The sequence below is a fragment of the Mycobacterium sp. genome (assembly GCF_002863225.1).
In the GTDB taxonomy this organism is placed as follows: domain Bacteria; phylum Actinomycetota; class Actinomycetes; order Mycobacteriales; family Mycobacteriaceae; genus Mycobacterium.
This window is the reverse complement of sequence record NZ_PKEK01000009.1, coordinates 36,581-52,699: the sequence shown is the minus strand read 5'-3', so window position 1 is coordinate 52,699 and position 16,119 is coordinate 36,581. Positions and strand designations below refer to the sequence as shown.

General features: G+C 68.2%; 15 protein-coding genes. 10 read left to right on the top strand and 5 right to left on the bottom strand.

The window, feature by feature from the left end; translation table 11 throughout:
• The first annotated feature begins 38 nt into the window (after window positions 1-38).
• The 3 genes from rfbD to CYU59_RS01565 are packed head-to-tail and all read left to right on the top strand — an operon-like array spanning window position 39 to window position 2,932.
• Complete coding sequence (gene rfbD / locus CYU59_RS01575; protein WP_292975093.1) at window positions 39-896, top strand: dTDP-4-dehydrorhamnose reductase; 858 nt, start codon at window positions 39-41, stop codon at window positions 894-896.
• Window positions 897-949: 53 nt separating this feature from the next.
• Window positions 950-1,807 carry a glycosyltransferase family 2 protein gene (locus CYU59_RS01570; protein WP_292975304.1) on the top strand — a complete coding sequence of 286 codons (858 nt, stop codon included), beginning with the start codon at window positions 950-952 and terminating at the stop codon, window positions 1,805-1,807.
• Between the two features lie 54 nt (window positions 1,808-1,861).
• Window positions 1,862-2,932, top strand: a complete 1,071-nt coding sequence (locus CYU59_RS01565) for an NDP-sugar synthase (protein WP_292975091.1) — start codon at window positions 1,862-1,864, stop codon at window positions 2,930-2,932.
• 4 nt (window positions 2,933-2,936) lie between these two features.
• On the opposite strand, the gene CYU59_RS01560 is transcribed toward CYU59_RS01565, so the two are convergent.
• The 3 genes from CYU59_RS01560 to cofD are packed head-to-tail and all read right to left on the bottom strand — an operon-like array spanning window position 2,937 to window position 5,817.
• Complete coding sequence (locus CYU59_RS01560) at window positions 2,937-3,482, bottom strand: NUDIX hydrolase (protein ID WP_292975089.1); 546 nt, start codon at window positions 3,480-3,482, stop codon at window positions 2,937-2,939.
• Window positions 3,479-4,828 carry a coenzyme F420-0:L-glutamate ligase gene (locus tag CYU59_RS01555; RefSeq protein WP_292975087.1) on the bottom strand — a complete coding sequence of 450 codons (1,350 nt, stop codon included), beginning with the start codon at window positions 4,826-4,828 and terminating at the stop codon, window positions 3,479-3,481. Before CYU59_RS01555 ends, CYU59_RS01560 begins: the two co-directional genes overlap by 4 nt.
• On the bottom strand, window positions 4,825-5,817 hold the full coding sequence (cofD, locus tag CYU59_RS01550; RefSeq protein ID WP_292975085.1) for a 2-phospho-L-lactate transferase: 993 nt from the start codon (window positions 5,815-5,817) through the stop codon (window positions 4,825-4,827). Before cofD ends, CYU59_RS01555 begins: the two co-directional genes overlap by 4 nt.
• A 370-nt stretch (window positions 5,818-6,187) precedes the next feature.
• On the opposite strand from cofD, the gene CYU59_RS01545 reads away from it, so the two are divergent.
• A complete protein-coding gene (locus CYU59_RS01545) occupies window positions 6,188-6,523 on the top strand; it encodes a WhiB family transcriptional regulator (protein ID WP_292975300.1) in 336 nt (111 codons plus the stop codon).
• Between the two features lie 67 nt (window positions 6,524-6,590).
• Here the strand turns inward: CYU59_RS01545 and CYU59_RS01540 are convergent, their stop codons facing one another.
• Complete coding sequence (locus CYU59_RS01540; RefSeq protein WP_292975297.1) at window positions 6,591-7,013, bottom strand: metallopeptidase family protein; 423 nt, start codon at window positions 7,011-7,013, stop codon at window positions 6,591-6,593.
• Between the two features lie 161 nt (window positions 7,014-7,174).
• On the opposite strand from CYU59_RS01540, the gene CYU59_RS01535 reads away from it, so the two are divergent.
• The 4 genes from CYU59_RS01535 (at window position 7,175) to manA (ending at window position 11,635) form a co-directional block, all read left to right on the top strand.
• Entirely contained in the window at window positions 7,175-7,612 is a 438-nt protein-coding gene (locus CYU59_RS01535; protein WP_292975083.1) for a DUF3499 domain-containing protein, read from the top strand.
• A gap of 292 nt (window positions 7,613-7,904) precedes the next feature.
• Window positions 7,905-9,302 carry a phosphomannomutase/phosphoglucomutase gene (locus tag CYU59_RS01530; protein ID WP_292975081.1) on the top strand — a complete coding sequence of 466 codons (1,398 nt, stop codon included), beginning with the start codon at window positions 7,905-7,907 and terminating at the stop codon, window positions 9,300-9,302.
• Window positions 9,299-10,387: a TobH protein gene (locus CYU59_RS01525; RefSeq protein ID WP_292975079.1), complete on the top strand. Its 1,089-nt coding sequence runs from the start codon at window positions 9,299-9,301 to the stop codon at window positions 10,385-10,387. The genes CYU59_RS01530 and CYU59_RS01525 overlap by 4 nt, the downstream gene beginning before the upstream one ends.
• A gap of 21 nt (window positions 10,388-10,408) precedes the next feature.
• On the top strand, window positions 10,409-11,635 hold the full coding sequence (manA, locus tag CYU59_RS01520; RefSeq protein WP_292975077.1) for a mannose-6-phosphate isomerase, class I: 1,227 nt from the start codon (window positions 10,409-10,411) through the stop codon (window positions 11,633-11,635).
• A 12-nt stretch (window positions 11,636-11,647) separates the two neighbouring features.
• Here manA and CYU59_RS01515 read toward each other — a convergent pair whose 3' ends face one another.
• Window positions 11,648-13,051, bottom strand: a complete 1,404-nt coding sequence (locus tag CYU59_RS01515; RefSeq protein WP_292975075.1) for an oxidoreductase — start codon at window positions 13,049-13,051, stop codon at window positions 11,648-11,650.
• A 31-nt stretch (window positions 13,052-13,082) separates the two neighbouring features.
• Between CYU59_RS01515 and CYU59_RS01510 the strand changes: the two genes are divergently transcribed.
• Window positions 13,083-14,585, top strand: a complete 1,503-nt coding sequence (locus tag CYU59_RS01510) for an amino acid permease (protein ID WP_292975073.1) — start codon at window positions 13,083-13,085, stop codon at window positions 14,583-14,585.
• 103 nt (window positions 14,586-14,688) lie between these two features.
• Window positions 14,689-15,912 (top strand): alkane 1-monooxygenase, encoded by a 1,224-nt coding sequence (locus tag CYU59_RS01505; protein ID WP_292975071.1) that lies wholly within the window; start codon window positions 14,689-14,691, stop codon window positions 15,910-15,912.
• Window positions 15,913-16,119 lie beyond the last annotated feature (207 nt).

Genomic DNA, 16,119 nt, shown 5'->3' with positions numbered 1-16,119 from the left:
TCGGGTAGCCGGACGTCGGCGTGCCAGACTCGTAGCTCGTGGGGAACAGAATTGTGATCGCCGGCGCCGGAGGTCAGGTCGGGACCTTCCTGGCGGCCGAAGCGACCCGGCAGGGACGCGAGGTTCTGGCGCTGACGTCGTCGCAGTGGGATATCACCGATCCACAGCGCCCCGGCAAGATCGTGCAGGCCGGCGACGTGGTGATCAACTGTGCGGCGTACACCGCCGTCGACGACGCCGAACGCGACCCGGACCGGGCCTATGCGATCAACGCGGCCGGCCCCGGATATATCGCGCAAGCCTGCGACCGGGCCGGAGCTCAGCTGGTGCACATCTCTACCGACTACGTCTTCGACGGCTCGGCGTCACGCCCCTACGAGCCGGACGATGCGACCCGGCCGCTGAGTGTCTACGGGCAGACCAAGTTGTCGGGCGAACGGGCCGTGCTCGACGCGCTGCCGGGAGCCTTCGTGGTCCGCACCGCGTGGGTGTACACCGGCGGTGACGGCAAGGACTTCGTCGCCGCGATGCGCCGGCTGGCGGTTGGTGACGGCGTGGTCGACATGGTCGACGACCAGACCGGCTCGCCCACCTACACCGGAGACCTGGTCGGCGCGTTGCTCGAGGTGGCCGACGGGCGGGTGGACGCCCCCAACGGCATCGTCCACGCCGCCAATCAGGGTGAGGTGACCCGCTACGGGCAGGCCCGGGCGGTGTTCGAGATCCTCGGCGCCGACCCCGAGCGGGTGCGGCCGGTGAGCAGCGACCACAACCCCCGACCGGCGCCGCGGCCGGTGTATTCGGCGCTGTCCGGTCGGCAGTCGCACGACGCCGGCCTGTCGGCGCTGCGGCCGTGGCGGGATGCGCTCGCCCACGCGCTCTCCGTTCCCTCCTGAAGAGCCTGCCCAACCTCGACCGTTACCCTCAACCCGTGAGTGACGTCCTGCCCGTGGTCACGGTGACCTATTCGCCGGGCGTGCACCTGGACCGTTTCCTGGCCTCGCTGTCGCACGCGACCGAGCGGCCTGTCAGCGTCCTGATGGCCGACAACGGGTCCACCGACGGGACACCCCAGGCCGCAGTGGAGCGTTACCCGGGGGTGCGGCTGTACTCCACCGGCTCCAACTTGGGCTACGGCACCGCGGTCAATCGCGCGATCGCGCTGCTCGACGAGCACGAGGGAGTCGCCGACGAGTGGATCATCGTGGCCAACCCGGACGTGCAGTGGGGCCCGGGCAGCATCGACGCGCTGCTTGCCGCCGCGGCCCGCTGGCCCCGCGCGGGCGCTCTTGGCCCGCTGATCCACGACCCCGACGGGTCGGTTTACCCGTCGGCGCGCCAGCTGCCCAGCCTGATCCGCGGCGGAATGCACGCGGTCCTGGGCCAGCTGTGGAAGAAGAACCCCTGGTCGGTGGCCTACCGGCAGGAAAGGCTGGAGCCCAGCGAGCGACCGGTCGGTTGGCTCTCCGGGTCATGCCTGCTGGTGCGACGTGCCGCTTTCGAGCAGATCGGCGGCTTCGACGAGCGCTACTTCATGTACATGGAAGACGTCGACCTCGGCGACCGACTGAGCCGCGCCGGTTGGCTGAACGTCTACGTGCCGACCGCCGAGGTGCTGCACCACAAGGGACACGCGACCGCGCGCGAGTCGTCGCGCAATCTGGCCGCGCATCACAAAAGCACCTATATCTACCTCGCCGACCGGCATTCTGGACCGTGGCGAGCGCCGCTGCGTTGGGGCTTTCGGGCCGGCCTGGCGGTGCGGTCGCGGTTGATGGTGCGTAACTCGGCGGATCGGCGGCGATGATGAGCAAAGCGCCGGCGACGATGCAGAGCGCGGCGATGAGGAGGAGCGGCGCCGATGAGTAAGCAGGTTGACGCGGTCGTCCTGGTCGGCGGCAAAGGCACCCGGCTGCGCCCGCTGACATTGTCCGCGCCCAAGCCGATGCTGCCGACCGCCGGGCTGCCGTTCCTCACCCATCTGCTGTCGAGGATCGCCGCGGCCGGCATCGAGCACGTGATACTCGGAACATCGTACAAACCAACAGTTTTCGAGGCAGAGTTCGGCGACGGATCGAAACTCGGACTGCAAATCGACTACGTGACCGAGCAGAGCCCGCTGGGCACCGGCGGCGGAATCGCCAATGTCGTAGACCGCTTGCGGCATGACACGGTGATGGTGTTCAACGGTGACGTGTTGTCCGGGGCCGATCTGGGCCAGATGCTGGATTACCACCACGAGCAGCAGGCCGACCTGACGCTGCACCTGGTCCGGGTCGGCGACCCGCGGGCGTTCGGGTGCGTCCCGACCGAAAATGGCCGCGTCACAGCATTTTTGGAGAAGACGGCGGATCCGCCGACCGATCAGATCAACGCCGGTTGTTACGTGTTCTCCCGCGAGACGATCGACCGGATCCCGCGCGGGCGCGAGGTGTCGGTCGAGCGGGAGGTGTTTCCCGCGCTGCTGGCCGACGGGGTCAACGTGTGCGGCTACGTCGACACCAGCTATTGGCGTGACATGGGCACCCCGGAGGACTTTGTCCGCGGCTCGGCCGACTTGGTGCGCGGCATCGCGCCGTCGCCGGCGCTGGGCGGACATCGTGGTGAGCAGCTGGTGCACGACGGCGCCGCGGTTTCACCGGGTGCGCTGCTGATCGGCGGCACTGTCGTCGGGCGTGGTGCCGAGATCGGCCCTGGCGCAAGGCTTGACGGCGCGGTCGTCTTCGACGGCGTGCGGATCGAGGCGGGCAGCGTGATCGAGCGGTCGATCATCGGGTTCGGTGCGCGCATCGGCCCGCGAGCGTTGATACGCGACGGTGTGATCGGCGACGGCGCCGATATCGGAGCGCGCTGCGAACTGTTGCGTGGGGCGCGGGTATGGCCCGGCGTCCAGATCCCCGACGGTGGGATCCGCTACTCCAGCGACGTCTGAACCGCTAGCCCCGGCTTCGGCCGGCGGCCCGCTGCACCAGGTAGCCCAGACCTTCGTCGACGCCCTCGGGCAACGCGCCGATCGGCCACCACCGCAGATCATCGGACTCCTCGCTGATCTCGATCTGCGCTCCGGCAGGGGCGTGGGCCACGAACTGCAGGTCGAGGTGTCGGGTGGGCACCCCCAGCGAGCAGGTGAGCGCGTGGACATTGATGGCGACCAGGTCGGGGGAGAGTCGCAGATCGTCCACGCCGGATTCCTCGGTGGCCTCGCGCATCGCCGCAGCGAAGATGTCGGCGTCGTAATCCTCGCAATGCCCGCCCAATTGGACCCAACGGCCAAGCCGGGGATGCAACGTCAGCAAGACACGGCCACCGGTGTCGTCGAGCACCAGCGTCGACGCGGTGATGTGCCCGGGTACGCAGTCCCGCCGGCACGCGTCTTCGCGGGCGTCCAGAAACGCCAGCACCGCGTTGCGCAACGAATCCTGTGAGCGATCCGGTGGCTGCCACCCGGACAGCAATGAAATCGCCGACGTACGAACGCTCACTTGCGTACCAGCAGATCGCTGGCCGGCACCGGGTCGCGCGGCTCCGATTGCTCGAGCGGGTAGCCGATCGCGATGGCGCCCAACGGTTCCCAGTCCGCAGGCAGATCCAGTTCGGCGCGAACCAGATCCGCGACGAAGATCGTCGATCCGATCCAGCAGCTGCCCACCTCGCGGACCGCGAGCGCCACGAGCAGCGCCTGCACGGCGGCGCCGACGGCCACGGTGAACATGGTGTGCTCGGCGTCGGTCCGCGCCGCGTCCGGATAGCTGTGCGCGCCATCAGGCACCAGAAACGGGATCACGACTTCGGGTGCGTCGTAGAGGATCTGGCCGCGCGCCACGCGACGCTCCACCGCGTCGGCCGGCTTGCCGTCGCCGGTCAGATCCGCACGCCACTTGTCCCGCATCCGCTCGAGCAGACGGTCACGGATGGCCCGGGTCTGCAGCCAGACGAAGCGCACGGGACGGGTGTGGTGCGGTGCGGGCGCGGTGAGGGCCTCGGCGACCGCCTCCTGGACGAGCTGGGGTGGCACCGGCTCGTCGGCGAACTGTCGCACCGAACGGCGCAACAACTGGGCCTGCCGGCGGCCCAGCTCCAGGGCCTCCGCGGTGCCCAGCCAGAACAGATCGTCGGTGCCCGATCGGACGAGATGCCTTGCGGTGGCCTCGGTCTCGGTCACCACGCCGGAGGGCAGCCCGCGCACCACGGCCACCGGGATCGAGGTCAGCTTGCCCTTGACCAGGTCGGCCGCCGCGGCGATCTCGTCGGCGACGGCGACCTCGGTGACCAACAGTTCGTTGCCGTGACGGTCGACCGCGCCGGCGTAGCCGTGCAGCACCGAGACGCCGGCCGAGCCCACCGCGGCATCGGTCTGGCCGTTGCGCCAGGCCCGGCCCATCGTGTCGGTGATGACGACGCCGACGGTGACGCCGAGGCTCTCCCGCAAGCCGGCTCGCAGGGCTGCGGCACTGCCGTCGGGATCGACTGGCAGCAAAGCCAACTCGTCGGTGCCGATGTTGGAGCCGTCGACGCCGGAGGCGGCCTGTACGACGCCCAGCCCGTTCTCGGTGATCAGCGTCCTGCCCTTGCGGGCCAGCACCCGCACGGATTCTGCGTCGACCAGCTTTCGGCGCAACGTGTCGCGCTCTTCGGGATCCAGCGGCGCGGGCACCAGCCGGCCTTCGCATTTGGACAGCACCTTGCTGGTGACGACCAGCACGTCGCCGTCGCGCAGCCAGGGTGCGGCCGTCGCCAGTGCGGCGCCGAGGTCGTCACCCGGCCGGAATTCGGGAAGCCCCGTGACCGGCAGGATCTCGATCGGCGACGCGGTGCCGTGTTCGGTCATGCGACCACCCCCGCCAGATCCAGCCCGGCCCTGACCATCGCTGCCGTCGTCGGGGGGTCGGTCATCAGCAACGGCACCGATCGCACCGCGATGCCGTCGATGTCGGCGTGGTCGCCGTCGTGAATCAACCAGCAGTCCAGGATGCCGGTTCCCGCCCGTGCACCGTGATACCGGCCGACCGCCTCCGCGGTGGAATCCACACCGATGACCTTCAGGCACTCATCGGCCATCCCGCGCAACGGCTTTCCGTCGATGATCGGGGAGTAGCCGACCACCGGTGCGCCGGTCGACCGCAGTGCCGAGCGGATCCCGGGTACCGCCAGGATGGCCCCGACACTGACCACCGGATTCGACGGCGCGATCAAGACGACGTCGGCGTCGGCAATGGCATCGGTGGCTTCGGTTGTGGCATTTGCCTTTTCGGCACCCACGAAGGCGAAGCTGTGGGTGGGCAGTTGCGCGCGGTAGCGTACCCACCACTCCTGGAAATGTATGGCGCGTCGACTGCCGTCGTCGGGATCGGTGATCACAACGTGTGTTTCGCAGCGGTCGTCGCTGGCGGGTAGCAGCCGGGCACCGGGTTGCCACCGATCACACAACGCCGCGGTCACCTGCGACAGTGGGTAACCGGCGCGCAGCATCTGGCTGCGCACCAGGTGGGTGGCCAGGTCCCGATCGCCGAGCTGAAACCAGTCCGGCTGTACGCCGTAGGCCGTGAGTTCTTCTTTGGCGTGCCAGGTTTCACCCCGATGGCCCCAGCCGCGCTCGGGATCCACTCCGCCGCCCAGGGTGTACATACAGGTGTCCAGGTCGGGACAGATGCGCACGCCGTGCATCCAGGCGTCGTCGCCGATGTTGACGACTGCCGTCAACTCGTGATCACCGTCATTCGCAGAGCGGGAGGCGAATTGGCCGAGACCGAGTAGCTGCTGCACGCCGAGCAGGAAGCGCGCGCCGCCCACCCCGCCGACCAAAACCGTCACCTTCACACCGCACGACAGTACGCGCGGCCGGTGGCTGGACGCCCAGACGAGTCGGTGGGCCGACACGCGGGCATGGTGCCGGAATGCCTTGTGTGACTGGTGTGACCGACTCGCCACGCCCCATAGGCCTCAGTGCCGCAAAAAATTGGTCACGAGATGATATGGAAATCTGCCCAATCGCTTGCGAATCGACTCTTACCCGTGTGTAATCACAGCAGTGTCATTTCGGTTGGCCGGCCGGATTCGGTGTCGCAGACCGAGATTCGATCAAATGTTCGAATCGGGATGACCGACATCAAAACAGTGGTGACATTCGTGTGATCTACGAAACCAGGTGAGGAGGCGGAGCATGTCCTATGAACACCTTCGGGGGCTAATGGGAGGAACACCGCACACCGCTCCCGGTCTGCCGTTGACAGGGGTATCCCAAAGGCCCCATTTGAGTTTGGTTCCCGACGCTTTCGAAGACGAATTCGAGGCAATCGAGGAAGCAACCGATCAGTGGCAAGACCGTGCGTTGTGCGCTCAAACAGATCCGGAAGCGTTCTTCCCCGAGAAGGGCGGCTCCACTCGAGAGGCCAAGAAGATCTGCCTTGGCTGCGAGGTACGGAGTGAATGCCTGGAGTACGCGTTGGGCCATGACGAGCGTTTCGGTATCTGGGGTGGGCTTTCCGAGCGTGAGCGTCGTCGCCTCAAGCGCGGAATCGTCTGACATACAGGGGTTGTCGAATAGCGGATGACCCGCTGAGCCCGGCTTCGGCTGAGTTCGCGGTCGTCCGCTATTCGTCTTCTATCGTCGGATCGATCACCGACGGTTCGACGTCCAGGTAAGTGGCCACTTGGGCCACCAGGATTTCATGCAGCAATTCAGCCAGTTCGACGGTGTCTTTGGCTCGTCGCTCGATCGGCTTGCGAAACAACACAACTCGCGCACGGGTGGCGCTGCCGCGCACGTCGACGCCCGCGGCGATCAAACGGGCCAGCGCGATCGGCCCGTCGGCGACCACCTCCGGCGGCCACTGCACGTTGCCCGGATCCTTGGCCGAGATGCGGGGGATCTCGTCTACGGCGACGTCGAGTCCGGACAGCCGCTCCTGCCAGCGCCGCTCGATCGGCTCATAGGCCTCCAGGACGGCCATGTCGAAACGCTCGGCGCGGCTGCGCCAGCCCGGCACCGTCGGCGGCAGCAGGGGTCCGCGCATGTCGCGGCCGCGGCGCGAGACCCTTTTGCCCGCCGGGCGGCGGCCGCGCGGGGAGCTGCGCGAATCGCTCACTCGGCGATGGTAACGGTTGGGCATCCTGCCCCCATGGAATGCGCGTGTCCGCCGCCGCGTGACCGTTTTCGCACGATAACCTCTCGATCGTGAACGTTCCTCGTCGCTGCTGCCGGCCAGGGTGTCCGCATTATGCCGTCGCGACGTTGACCTTCGTGTACTCGGACTCCACCGCGGTCGTGGGCCCGCTGGCCATCGCCAGCGAACCCCACTCCTGGGACCTGTGCGTCAGCCACGCCGGACGCATCACCGCCCCGCGCGGGTGGGAGCTGGTCCGGCACGCCGGCCCGTTGGCCACCAACCCCGACGAAGACGACTTGATCGCGCTGGCCGAAGCCGTGCGCGAGGGACGCGACGTCGCCGCAGTTGGCGGCACAGTCAACGGGTTCCACGAGGCCGCGGGTCAGTTGACCGGCGCACCGGCCGAGGCGCCGGCCGCCGGAGTGATGACGTCCGCCGCACCCCGCCCGGCCACCAACGGCCGCCGACGAGGGCACCTTCGGGTGCTGCCCGACCCGTCGGAGTAGCTATCGGCGTTGCGCGACGAGCGTGCGCGGTTGCCGAGCTCCTCAGCGGACCGTGCCGGTCCGCCTCGTCGCCCGGCGGGCGCAGATTTGCCGAGCTCCTCAACGGACCGTGCCGGTCCGCCTCGTCGCCCGGCGGGCGCAGATTTGCCGAGCTCCTCAGCGGACCGTGCCGGTCCGCCTCGTCGCCCGGAGGGCGCAGATTTGCCGAGCTCCTCAACGGACCGTGCCAGTCCGCCTCGTCGCCCGGCTAGGCTTGACCTGCTACGTGTCCCCGTCGTCAGGAGCCCTCTCGATGTCTCGGCCCGCCGCGGCTGTTCACCGTGTGATCAAGGCGTATGACGTGCGAGGTCTGGTCGGCAGCGAGATCGACGAGGCGTTCGTTCACGACGTCGGCGCCGCGTTCGCCCGGCTGATGCGCAGCGAAGGCGCCCGCCGAGTCGTCATCGGCTACGACATGCGCGACAGCTCGCCGTCGTTGGCCGCCGCCTTCGGCGACGGTATCACCGGTCAGGGTCTGGACGTGGTCCGGATCGGGCTGGCGTCGACCGACCAGCTCTACTTCGCCTCCGGCCGGCTCGACTGCCCCGGCGCGATGTTCACCGCGAGCCACAACCCGGCCGCCTACAACGGAATCAAGCTCTGCCGGGCCGGCGCCAAGCCCGTCGGCGCCGACACCGGACTGGCCACCATCAGCGACGACCTGATCGCCGGGGTCGCCACGCACACCGGCTCCGCGGGCACCGTCACCGACCAGGACCTGCTGGCCGAATACGGCGAATTCCTGCGCTCGCTGGTCGACACCGGCGGGCTGCGCCCGCTGCGGGTGGCCGTCGACGCGGGCAACGGTATGGCGGGCCACACCGCTCCCGCGGTGCTGGGCGCGATCGACTCGCTCACCCTGCTGCCGCTGTACTTCGACCTCGACGGTTCCTTCCCCAATCACGAGGCCAACCCGCTGGACCCGGCCAACCTCGTCGACCTGCAGAAGTTTGTCGTCGAGAACGGCGCCGACATCGGGCTGGCCTTCGACGGCGACGCCGACCGGTGCTTCGTCATCGACGAGCGCGGCCTGGCGGTTTCCCCGTCGACGGTGACGGCGCTGGTCGCCTCCCGCGAACTGGGCCGCGAGATCGGTGCGACCGTGATCCACAACCTCATCACGTCGAAGGCCGTGCCGGAGTTGGTCATCGAGCGCGGCGGCACGCCGGTGCGCTCGCGGGTCGGGCATTCCTACATCAAGGCGCTGATGGCTGAGACCGGCGCGATCTTCGGCGGCGAGCACTCGGCGCACTACTACTTTCGCGACTTCTGGGGTGCCGACTCGGGCATGCTGGCCGCGCTGTATGTGCTGGCCGCGCTCGGCAACCAGGACCGGCCACTGTCCGAGCTGACCGCCGACTACCAGCGCTACGAGTCGTCCGGCGAAATCAACTTCACCGTCGAAGATTCCGCCTCATGCGTGGAAGCGGTGCTCAAGGCGTTCGGCAACCGGATTCATTCGCTCGACCACCTCGACGGGGTCACCGTCGACCTCGGCGAAGGCAGCTGGTTCAACCTGCGCACCTCCAACACCGAGCCGCTGCTGCGCCTGAACGTCGAAGGCCGGAGCGCCGAGGACGTGGACGCGGTCGTCGAGCAGGTGGCCGCGGAAATCCGTGCGCAGGTCGGCCAGCCGGAGGCCGTGACGTGAACGCGGCCCAGGCCGCGATCGACCTCGACGACATCGACGGCCTGCTCGAGGCCGACCGTGACGGACTGCTGCGGGCGGCATCGTCGTCGGGTGCGCACGTGCGCGCGGTCGCGGCGGCGGTCGACGAAGGTGCTCTCGATTCCGTGCGCGACGCCCAGGACCGTCCGCGCACGCTGATCTGGGTGGCCGGGCGTGGCGCCGCCGAGATGGCAGGCACCATGCTCGCCGCGACGGTCGGGGGTTCGGCGCCCGCGCCGATCGTGGTCGCCGCCGAGGCCCCGCCATGGATCGGACCGCTCGACGTGTTGATCGTCGCGGGCGATGACCCCGCAGATCCAGCTCTGGTGGGAGCCGTCGCCAGCGGAGTGCGCCGCGGTGCGCGCGTCGTGGTCGCCGTGCCGTACGAGGGCCCGCTGCGCGACATCAGCGCGGGCCGCGTCGCGGTGCTCGAGCCCCGGTTGCCGGTCGTGCCCGAGTTCGCGCTCTGCCGCTATCTGGCCGTGGGCCTGGCCGTGCTGGAAAGCGTCGATCCCCGGTTGCGGGTGGACCTGGCCGCGCTGGCCGACGAGCTGGACGCGGAAGCGTTGCGTAACAGCGCCAGTCGCGAACTCTTCACCAATCCGGCCAAGGCGCTGGCCGAGCGCACGACACGGCGGCGTTTGGTGCTGGCCGGCGACGGGGCGGCGACGCTGGCGCTGGCCCGCCACGGGTCGGCTGTGCTGCTGCGGGTCGCGCAGGAGGTGACCGCGGCCAGCGGGATGGCGGACGCGTTGACCGCGCTGCGAGCCGGGCTGGGACCGGCGTTCGTCGACCCGGCGGAATCGCTGTTCCACGACGAAGAGATCGACGGGCCGATCGCCGACCGGCTGCGGGTGCTGGTGTTGACGCTGGACGCCGAGCGGCCGGTGCTGGCCGCTCGGGTGGCCGACATGCTCGACGTCGACCTGGTCGGTGCCGAGGATGTCCCGGACCCGCTCGACAGCCTCGCGCCGCGGCCCGGTGCCCAGCGGGCCGAGCAGCAGCTGGCGATATTGTCTGTCCGGCTGGAGATGGCGGCGGTTTATTTGCGGCTGGTGCGGGGATAACTGGTTCTGAGGTAATGGCAAGTGCAGTTGCTACGCGGCGCGATACGGACATACGCGTGGGGGTCACGGACCGCCATCGCGGAATTCACTGGTCGCCCGGTACCGGCCGCGCACCCCGAAGCTGAGCTGTGGCTGGGCGCCAACCCGGGCGATCCGTCCTGGTTGAAAGAACCCGACGGCGAAGTCTCGCTGCTGCAGGCAGTGGCCGCCGATCCCGACGGCCAACTCGGCGCCGCGGCCCGCGCCGAGTTCGGCGATACGCTGCCGTTTCTGGTCAAAGTGCTCGCCGCCGACGAACCACTATCACTGCAGGCGCATCCCAGCGCAGACCAGGCTGCCGAGGGTTACCAGCGCGAGGAGCGGCTGGGCATCCCGGCGAACTCGCCGGTGCGCAACTACCGTGACGCCAGCCACAAGCCCGAGCTGCTGGTAGCGCTGGAGCAATTCGAGGCGCTGGCCGGATTCCGTCCCGTCGCCCAGACCATCGAACTGTTGCGGGCTCTGGCGGTTTCCGATCTGGACCCCTACATCGACCTGTTGAACGACCAGTCCGACGCCGACGGGCTGCGGGCATTGTTCACCACCTGGATCACCGCGCCGCAGCCCCATGTCGACACGCTGGTGACGGCTATCCTGGACGGCGCCATCATCTACCTGAGCTCTGGCGCAACGCAATTCGCCGCCGAGGCCAAGACAGTGTTGGAGCTGGGCGAACGCTATCCCGGCGATGCGGGGGTGCTGGCCGCGTTGCTGCTCAACCGGATCACGCTCGGCCCGGGGGAGGGCATCTACCTGTCGGCGGGAAACCTGCACGCCTATCTGCGCGGCGTGGGCCTGGAAGTGATGGCCAACTCCGACAACGTCTTACGAGGCGGGCTGACCCCCAAGCACGTCGATGTCCCCGAGCTGCTGCGGGTCCTGGACTTCACCCCGACCACCGAGCAGCGGTTGCGCGCGCACACCCATTCCGACGGGTTGGCCTCGTTCTACGACACCCCCACCACCGAGTTCGCGGCGTCGATGCTCACGCTCGGCGACGACCAGATCGGTCACGAGGTGGATGCGCCGTCACGCCATGACGGTCCGCAGATCCTGCTCTGCGTCGAGGGGGAGACGGCAGTGCACGGCAAAGCCGAGAAGCTGACGCTGACCCGCGGTGCGGCCGCGTGGGTGGCCGCCGACGACGGCCCGATCCGACTGGTCGCGCAGGAGCCGACGAAGATCTTCCGGGCTACCGTCGGCTTGTAGCGAGCCCTGGGCTCAGCGCTTGGCGGTGCTGCCGACCAGCGCGCCGTTGCGGTCCTGTTTCCCCGCGCGGCGCTCGCCCAGCCACAGCCGCATGTTGTGCCGGATGGTCCGCCCGACCAGCTTGGCCGACGGAACCATGTAGAGGCTGTCCAGCAGCGAGAAGCGCCGTAAGAACCATTCGGCCAGAACGGGATCCGTCTCGGCCGCGCCGAGGAACTGATCGAACAAGCTGCCCACCGGCCCGAACCACCACGGCTTCTCGCCGGTGGCGTGGTGGAAGGTGTGATCGCCGATCGCCGTCATCATCCACACCGGGAAGGTGCTTTTGGCGGTGGCCCGGTTCACCGACCGCGCCAGGTCCGGCGAGCCGTCGGCCAGCGCACGGCGCAGGTGGCCGGCCTGAATCGACGTCATCGTCATGCCCTGCCCGTAGGTGGGGTCGAAGCTGACCACCGCGTCGCCGAGCGGCAGGATCCCGGCCGGAAAACGGTCGAGTTCGTGATAGCGCCGCCACCGGCTGGCGGGGTACTTGTGAAACGCAACGTCGCCAACCGGCTCGGCCTGTCGCAGCGCACCGGCAATCCGCTCGGGCAGCATCTTGTCGGCCAGCAGCATCATCTCCGAAAACGTATGCGGCGGTTCGACTTTGCCGACACCGAAGGTGGTCAGCGTCCAGGTGCCGTCCTCGTAGCCCAGCAGGCCCAGCCCGACCGGCTGTTCGCGCGACGCGCCGGCGACGACCACCCGCTCACGGATCGCCCCGTCCGGCAGCCGAAACTGTTGCGACGCATAGCCGATGCCTACGTCGACCGTCTTCTCCGGCGGACGCTGATAGCCCCACTGCTCCAGCCAGACCGGCAGCCGGGTGCCGCGGCCGGCGGCGTCGACGACCAGGTCGGCGGCCACGAAGTCGGGCTCGTCGGTGTCACTGTCCAGCAGCACCCCGGTCACCCGCTGGGCGTCGACGTCGAAGCTCGGTTGGGCCACCGAGCGCCGCTGGATCTCGACGTTGGGAATCTGGAGCACCCGGCGCCGGATCTGCCATTCCAGTTGCGGGCGGCTGGGCACGTAGGCGGTGAATTCGTCCTGCAGCGTATGCGCGGTGCCGAGAACGTGACCGGCCGCGCCGAAGTAGATGCAGTCCGGTCGGTTCTCCAGGATCGGCACACCGGAGGCCACCATGTCGTCGAGCAGCCCCGGGAACAGCCCGTCGAACTCCATCGCACCCCGGGCCATCAGCAGATGGACGTGACGGCCCTGCGGAACGGCGGTGCGGTTGCCCGGCCCGCTCGGCAGTTCGTCGCGTTCGAACACCGTGACCCGGTCGTAGAACTCCGACAGCACTTTCGCCGCACACAGCCCGCCGATGCTGGCGCCGATGACAATCGCGTGACCCCGAGCGCTTCCCCCACTCATTCCGCCACCGTACTAGGTACTGTCCGGGTCCATGGCGGATCGTTGGCGCACCAAGTCGATCGAGCAGTCGATCGCCGACACCGACGATCCCGACACCCAGCTCCGCAAGGACCTGAGCTGGTGGCACCTCTGCGTCTTCGGGGTGTCGGTGGTGATCGGCGCGGGCATCTTCACCGTCACCGCGTCCACCGCGGGCGACATCACCGGGCCGGCGATCTGGATCTCCTTCTTGATCGCCGCCACCACCTGCGGGCTGGCCGCGCTGTGCTACGCGGAATTCGCGTCGATGCTGCCGGTGGCCGGTAGCGCGTACACCTTCTCCTACGCGACGTTCGGTGAATTCGTCGCCTGGATCATCGGCTGGAACCTGGTGCTGGAACTGGCGATCGGCGGCGCCGTTGTCGCCAAAGGGTGGTCCAGCTATCTGCAGACGGTGTTCGGGTTCGCCAGTCAGACAGTCGCTCTGGGTCCGGTCAAGGTCGACTGGGGGGCGCTGCTGATCGTCGCGCTGGTGGCCACGCTGCTGGCGCTGGGGACCAAGTTGTCGTCGCACTTCTCCACCGTGGTGACGGCGGTCAAAGTCGCGGTGGTGCTGCTGGTGATCGTCGTCGGCGCCTTCTACATCAAGACCGCGAACTATTCGCCGTTCATCCCGCCGCCCGAGGCCGGACGATCCGGCACCGGTGTCGACCAGTCGCTGCTGTCGTTGCTCACCGGCGCACACAGCAGCCACTACGGCTGGTACGGGGTGCTGGCCGGGGCCTCGATCGTGTTCTTCGCGTTCATCGGATTCGACATCGTCGCGACGATGGCCGAGGAGACCAAGAACCCGCAGCGCGACGTCCCGCGCGGCATTCTGGCCACGCTCGGCATCGTGACCGTGCTCTACGTGGCGGTGTCGGTGGTGCTGTCCGGAATGGTGTCCTACACCCAGCTCAAGACCACCCCCGACGGTCACCACGCCAACCTGGCCACCGCATTCGCGGCCAACGGCGTGCACTGGGCGTCGGGAATCATCTCCGTCGGCGCGCTCGCCGGCCTGACCACCGTGGTGATGGTGCTGCTGCTCGGGGGTTGCCGGGTGTTGTTCGCGATGGCGCGCGACGGCCTGTTGCCGCGCCGGCTGGCCAAGACCGGCCCGCGCGGCACCCCGGTCCGCATCACCGTGCTGGTCGCCGTCATGGTGGCGGTCACGGCATCGGCGTTTCCGACCGACAAGCTGGAGGAGATGGTCAATGTGGGAACGCTGTTCGCGTTCCTCCTGGTGTCGGCCGGGGTGATTGTGCTGCGCCGTTCCCGACCCGACCTGCCCCGCGGGTTCCGCGCGCCGCTGGTGCCGATGCTGCCGATCGCCTCGGTCGGCGCGTGTGTCTGGCTGATGGTCAACCTCACCGTCATCACCTGGGTGCGGTTCGGAATCTGGATGGTTGTCGGAATCGTCATCTACCTGGCGTACGGTCGGCGACACTCGGTGCTCGCCAGGCGGAATGCCGAGGTCAACGGCGGTGTGCAACTGGGTACGCCCTCCGTTTGAAAGGCGCGGCTCCTCCCTTTACGATCGCTGATTCAAGATCAACGCGGGGTGCCTTGCGCCTCATTGCGTCTCGGGGGGAACGAGTCGCCCGGAGGTCAGCGATATGGCAGCAGGATCTACCGACTACACGATGGAGTGGCAGGACCGTAAGCGCCGGCTCTGGATGATGGGCCTGGTCTTCCCGACGCTGACGATCACCGTTACGCCGTTCATCTGGGTAATGAATCAGCTGGGCTGGTACCCCGCGTCGCAGGTGCTGTTCTGGATCGGCCCGATCCTGCTGTACGTCGTGATGCCCGCGCTCGATGTGCATTTCGGAGCGGACGGGCAGAACCCCCCCGACGAAGTCGCGCAGCGACTCGAGGAGGACAAGTATTACCGGGCCTGCACGTACGCGTTCGTGCCACTGCAGTACCTCAGCTTGTTCATGGCGGCCGGAGTGTTCACCGCGCCGAATTTGAGCTGGTTGGGTCAGGAGGGGCCGCTCGGCTGGCCGGCCAAGATCGGCCTGGCGCTGTCGATCGGCGCGCTGGGCGGAGTCGGCATCAACACCGCCCACGAGATGGGGCACAAGAAGGCTTCCCTGGAGCGCTGGATGTCCAAGATCTCCCTGGCTCAGACCGGCTACGGCCACTTCTACATCGAGCACAACCGAGGCCACCACGTCCGCGTCGCCACACCGGAAGACCCGTCGTCGGCCCGCTTCGGCGAGACGTACTGGGAGTTCCTGCCACGCAGCGTTTTTGGAAGTGTGCGCTCGGCGTTGCGGCTGGAAGCCAAACGGATCCGCCAGAAGGTCGGCAACCCGTGGAATCCGAGAACCTACCTGTCCAATGACGCCCTCAACGCGTGGCTGATGACCGTCGTGTTGTGGGCCGTGCTGATCGCGCTGTGCGGCTGGGCGCTGCTGCCGTTCCTACTCATCCAGGCGGCCTTCGGCGTCAGCCTGCTGGAGGCGGTCAACTACCTCGAGCATTACGGCCTGCTGCGGCAGAAAAGGGCCAACGGGCGATACGAGCGGTGCACCCCGGAGCACAGTTGGAACTCCGATCACATCGTCACCAACCTGCTGCTGTATCACCTGCAGCGGCACAGCGATCACCACGCCAACCCCACCCGGCGTTACCAGTCGCTGCGCAGTATGGACGGGTCGCCGAGTCTGCCGTGCGGTTACGGGGCGCTGATCGGGGTGACTTACCTCCCGCCGCTGTGGCGCCGGCTGATGGACCATCGGGTGCTGGAGCACTACGGCGGCGACATCACCAAGGTCAACCTGCAGCCGCGATTGCGCGCCAAGGCCCTTGCCCGCTACGGCGCTGCCGCCTGATCGCAGCCTGACGGCGACGAAGCCACCGCGCGCCCGCGCCGAGCGTCTAACGACGGCGGCGTATCTGCCGTTTTCGCACTTCAATGCCCATTCCGGATTCTGCATGCGCCCATCTCGTTTACAAAACATGCCTCCGTGTCTAGACAAGGGACGCCGAACGCGCTAATGTCCAATCTCAAGGTGTTATGGCTCACAAGGAGGTTGGCG